Origin of the sequence: Rhodococcus sp. (in: high G+C Gram-positive bacteria) (genome assembly GCF_049299235.1) — a bacterium.
Lineage (GTDB): Bacteria > Actinomycetota > Actinomycetes > Mycobacteriales > Mycobacteriaceae > Rhodococcus.
In genome coordinates this window covers 1-4,755 of the sequence record NZ_JBAQXC010000196.1, presented here as the reverse complement: position 1 = coordinate 4,755, position 4,755 = coordinate 1, and the positions used below count along the sequence as shown (strand labels likewise).

The 4,755-nt window shown below is 67.4% G+C and carries 4 protein-coding genes; 2 read left to right on the top strand and 2 right to left on the bottom strand.

What is annotated here, in order from left to right; genetic code table 11:
- Positions 1 to 1,211, top strand: a 1,211-nt coding sequence (locus WAX14_RS11805) for an arabinofuranosyltransferase (RefSeq protein ID WP_422628251.1), incomplete at its 5' end; no start/stop codon positions are given.
- On the opposite strand, the gene WAX14_RS11800 is transcribed toward WAX14_RS11805, so the two are convergent.
- Entirely contained in the window at positions 1,189 to 1,608 is a 420-nt protein-coding gene (locus tag WAX14_RS11800) for a DoxX family protein (RefSeq protein WP_422628250.1), read from the bottom strand. The genes WAX14_RS11805 and WAX14_RS11800 overlap by 23 nt on opposite strands.
- A 175-nt stretch (positions 1,609 to 1,783) precedes the next feature.
- Between WAX14_RS11800 and WAX14_RS11795 the strand changes: the two genes are divergently transcribed.
- Positions 1,784 to 2,002, top strand: a complete 219-nt coding sequence (locus WAX14_RS11795) for a hypothetical protein (protein WP_422628249.1) — start codon at positions 1,784 to 1,786, stop codon at positions 2,000 to 2,002.
- 37 nt (positions 2,003 to 2,039) lie between these two features.
- Here WAX14_RS11795 and WAX14_RS11790 read toward each other — a convergent pair.
- A partial coding sequence (locus tag WAX14_RS11790) for an FAD-binding and (Fe-S)-binding domain-containing protein (RefSeq protein ID WP_422628248.1) occupies positions 2,040 to 4,755 on the bottom strand: 2,716 nt, incomplete at its 5' end.

Below are 4,755 nucleotides of genomic sequence, written 5' to 3'. Positions count from 1 at the left end.
ACCAGGAGGGCCCAAAAGGCACACGGCAGGGGTGGGGGGCCGTGGTGGGGACCGGACTGTTCCTCGGCCTCGCCGCGACGTTCTACACCCTGTACCTGGGTTTGGCCGCATTCACTGTTGTCGTGATGGCGGTGGTCGCCGGCGCGCTCGCGTGGCGTGCCGCCGGAACGTGGCGCGCGGTGATACCCGTCGTCGTCCGCCTGGCCGTCATCGCCGCGATCTCCGCCCTGGCCGCGCTGATCGTGTGGCTGCCGTTCCTGCTCGACTTCCTCGGCGGCGCGTCGCTCGGCGGGTCCGGTAGCGCCCTGCACTACCTGCCCGACGCCGGGGCACGACTGCCGCTGCCGATGTTCCACGCCTCACTCATCGGTCTGCTGTGTCTGCTCGGCACCGTGTGGCTCGTCGGACGAGCATCGTCGTCGCGGCGGGCGCAGGCACTCGGACTCGGCGTCGTCTCCGTCTACCTGTGGTGCCTGGCGTCGATGGCGGTGACCGCCCTGGGCACCACACTCCTCGCGTTCCGTCTCGAAGTGATCCTGCTGGTATTGCTCGGCGCCGCAGGCACATTCGCGTTCGTCGACTTCACCCGCTGGATCGTGCTGGCTACCAGCGAAAACCGCAGAGTGCGTTGGTCTCTCGTGACGGTCGGCACTCTCGGCGCGCTGGCGTTCACCCAGAACATCCCACAGGTCCTCACCGGCGAGATCGCCGTCGCCTACAGCGACACCGACGGCGACGGCGAACGCGCGGACCAGCGACCACCGGGTGCGGCATCGTACTTCGAAGATGTGGACGAGACGATCACCTCGCAACTCGGCCGCGACCGCGCCGACATCGTGATCCTCACCGCCGACACCACCTTCCTCGCGTACTACCCCTACTACGGATTCCAGTCGCTCACTTCGCATTACGCGAATCCACTGGCCGACTTCTCGGCGCGAGCCGCAGCGATCGAAGACTGGTCCGAACTCGGAACCCCCGACGAACTGCTCGCCGCATGGGACGATGCGCCGTGGCGCGCCCCCGACGCGGTGGTGTTCCGGCAGAGCGCCGAGGGATACACGCTGCGACTCGCCGAAGACGTGTACCCGAACGACCCGAACGTGCGCCGCTACACCGTCACCTTCCCGAAGGCGCTGTTCGACGACCCGAGATTCACGGTGACCGAGGTCGGACCGTTCGTCGTGGTCACCCGCGCCGCAGCGGCATGATCCGCCGAACCTCGAGGTCGCGCAGCCACAGGCCACCCCACACCAGGATGCCCGTGTAGATCGGGAACAGCGTGGTGCTCACGATCGGTTGCTCGGTGAGCAGGTTCGTCGCGACCGCGCCACCGAGATAGCCGGTGAGCAGCACTGCGCCGAGAATCGACGTGGCCGGTACGACATAGGCGATCAGGCACACGAGCAGTACGACGCCGAACACCCGATTGAGACCCGGATCGAAGCCCAGGTCGGACATGGCCTCCTGCACTTGGGACGTGTTGAACAGGTGGATCACCGAGTCGAACAGCAGGAACAGCACGACGAGCCCGCTGACGATCAGCCCGGCGGTGCGGGCGCCTTTCGACGGAACGGTCGTGGTGGACGCGGAAACTGTAGCGGTCATGGCGGTCTCCAGAATGTCGCAGCAGTGGTGTCGCATATTCCGACCGGGCGGCACCGGGAAACTCATCACCGGTGCGGTATCGTTCCCGGCAGGTCGTGCGGGGGCACGGCGGAATCGGGGGATTCGATGGGCAAATTTTTTCGCGCCGACCGGACGCCGCGGTAGCACCGGGCAGATGAACCTGGAGATGCGGACGCTGCCCGACGCCGGAGCATCCACCGCGCTGCTCGGGGAGGCGATCGGGTCACTCGCATCCGCGTTGGATCTGCTTTTGACCGTCGGCCAAACCGGATACGACGTGCACAACGCCAAGACCCGCCGCATCCTCGGCATCCCCTACGAACTCGGCCCCCGTCCGACCAGCACACGCGCCAACCGGAAACGACGGGCGTGAGCACCCCTCGCCTCTGGTGATGGGACCATTCACCCGGTCAGACCGAATGATGGTTCCTCTCACCCGGAGGGTGCGGGAGGCGGGCGGCGAGGAGTTGCGCGAGGTGAAGGCCGCGGCGGTCGGTGAGGTCGGCGATCTGAGTGCGGCACGAGTAGCCGTCGGCGAGGATGATGTGGTCGGTGGCCGCTGCCGCGACCGCGGGCACCAGTTGATGCCCGGCGACCGCGACGGACACCTCGTAGTGACCCCGTTCGACACCGAAGTTTCCTGCGAGACCGCAACATCCACCGAGTCGAGTGACATCGGCGCCGGCACGACGCAGTAGTTCGGCATCGGTGTCCCAGCCCAGGACGGCGTGATGATGGCAATGCGGTTGCGCGACGACGGTCGTGCCTGCCAGCGACGGCAACGACCGGTCGGCGAGCAGTTCGGCGAGCGTGACCGTCGATTGCGCGACCATCCGTGCGGGTTGTGAACCGAGCATGTCCACGGCGTCGGATCGCAGCACCGCGGTGCACGACGGTTCGAGTCCGACGATCGGTACGCCCACGCGGAACAACTCTGCGACAGTGCGGCCCAATATTTTTCGCGCCTGATCGAGTTGACCGGTAGTAATCCACGTGAGTCCACAGCACTGCTGCCGGTCGGTGACACGCACCCGGAATCCGACGGCCTCGAGGACCTGCACGGCAGCGATTCCGACTTCCGGTGTGAAGTAGTCGGTGAAGGTGTCGACGAACAGCAGCACCGGGTCGCCCGTGGGTGAGCGCCCAGCTGCATGATCCTCGAACCACCTGCGGAACGTGCGTTTCGCGAACCGGGGGACGTGCCGCCGTCGATCCATTCCCCCGATAGTCAGCCCGGCACCGGCGATCCCCGGCAGAGCGGTGACCGCGTTGACCAGGCGCGGTGCACGGCTCGCCCACGCCGCCCAACGCGGAAGCCTGCCCAGGGTGTAGTGCGACATCGGCCGCACACTCCGGCGGTAACGTTGGTACAGCACTTCGGACTTCCACGTCGCCATATCGACGCCGGTGGGGCAGTCGGACGCGCAACCCTTGCAGGACAGACACAAATCCAGCGCCTCCGCGACTTCCGGCGCGCGCCACGATCCGGTGACCAGACCACCGTTGAGCATCTCCTGCAGGACCCGGGCTCGGCCGCGGGTGGAATCCTTCTCCTCTCGCGTCGCCAGATAGGACGGGCACATCACTCCACCGTTCGCCGTGGTGTCGGCGCGACACTTGCCGACACCGGTGCAGCGGTGCACGGCGCGGGTGAAGTCGCCGTCGTCGTCCTCGTACCGGAATGCCAGGTCCTTCCGAATAATCTGCGCGGCAGGAACTCTCAGATCCCGATCGACGGGCTCCGGGTCGACGAGCACACCCGGATTCAGGATGTTGTCGGGATCGAACACCGCCTTCACCGCACCGAACACCCGCAATGCCGCCGGTGAGTACATCAGCGGCAGCAGTTCACTGCGGGCACGGCCGTCACCGTGTTCACCCGACAGGGATCCACCATATGACGAGACGAGCTGTCCTGCCGCAAAAAGGAATTCGCGAAATAGTCCGGGAACTTCGAGCGGAATGTCGAGTCGGACGTGCAGGCAGCCGTCGGCGAAATGTCCGTACGGATACCCGCTGATTCCGTAACTCCCGAGCAAGAGTTCGAAGTCGCGCAGATACGCCCCGACGCGCTCGGGCGGGACCGCCGCATCCTCCCACCCGGAATGCGCGGGCAGCCCGGCCGGACTTCGCCCGGACAGTCCCGCGCCGTCCTCCCGGATCCGCCACAGCGCTGCCGCGCGCACCGAATCTTCTACCAGTAGCGAATCAATTGCTCCCGCAAAATGTTCCAGGTTCGATGCGCGACCGCGAACTTCCCCCGCCTCCTCGCCGGACACTTCGACGAACAGCCACGCCGCACCCCGAGGTAGCGGCGGCACCGCACCGGAACCACGCCGGGCGCGCACCACATCGACGATCCGCGAATCGAGACCCTCACACGCCGTCGTCCCGAATCGGAGGACCGTGTGTGCGGCATCACCGGCAGTCGCGATGTCCGGGTAGCCGAGCGCGACGAGTATCCGCACCTGCGGATCGGGGACCAACCGCACGGTCGCCTCGGTGACCACACACAGGGTGCCCTCGCTGCCGACGAGCATGCGGCGCACATCGAACCCGTTCTCCGGCGCCAGGTGTTCGAGCGCATACCCGGACGCCTGCCTGCCGAACCGGCCGAACTCGGTGCGGATCGTCGCGAGGTGACCACTCGCGACCGTTCGCAACTGCTCGAGCAGCGACCCGGAACCCGGTAGCGACAATGCGTCACCGGTCCCGGCGATCACCTCGAGGCCGACGACGTTGTCGACGGTGCGCCCGTAGCCGAGGGTGCGGGCCCCGCACGCGTTGTTGCCGATCATCCCGCCGATCGTGCAGCGGTTGTGGGTCGACGGGTCCGGACCGAACCGCAAGCCGTGCGGTGCGGACGCGCGTTGCAACTGCGCCTGCACGACCCCGGGCTGCACCCGCGCGGTACGCGTCGCCGGGTCGACCTCGAGCACCCGGTTCAGGTGCCGGGAGAAGTCCAGCACCACGCCGGGCCCGACGGCATTGCCCGCGACGGAGGTGCCGCCACCACGCGCAGTCAGCGCCACCTGATGTTCGCGGCACACCGCGAGGACCGCGGCGACCTCGTCGTCGGCGCGCGGCCGCACGACCGCGAGTGGCGGAACCCGGTAGAGGGAGGCG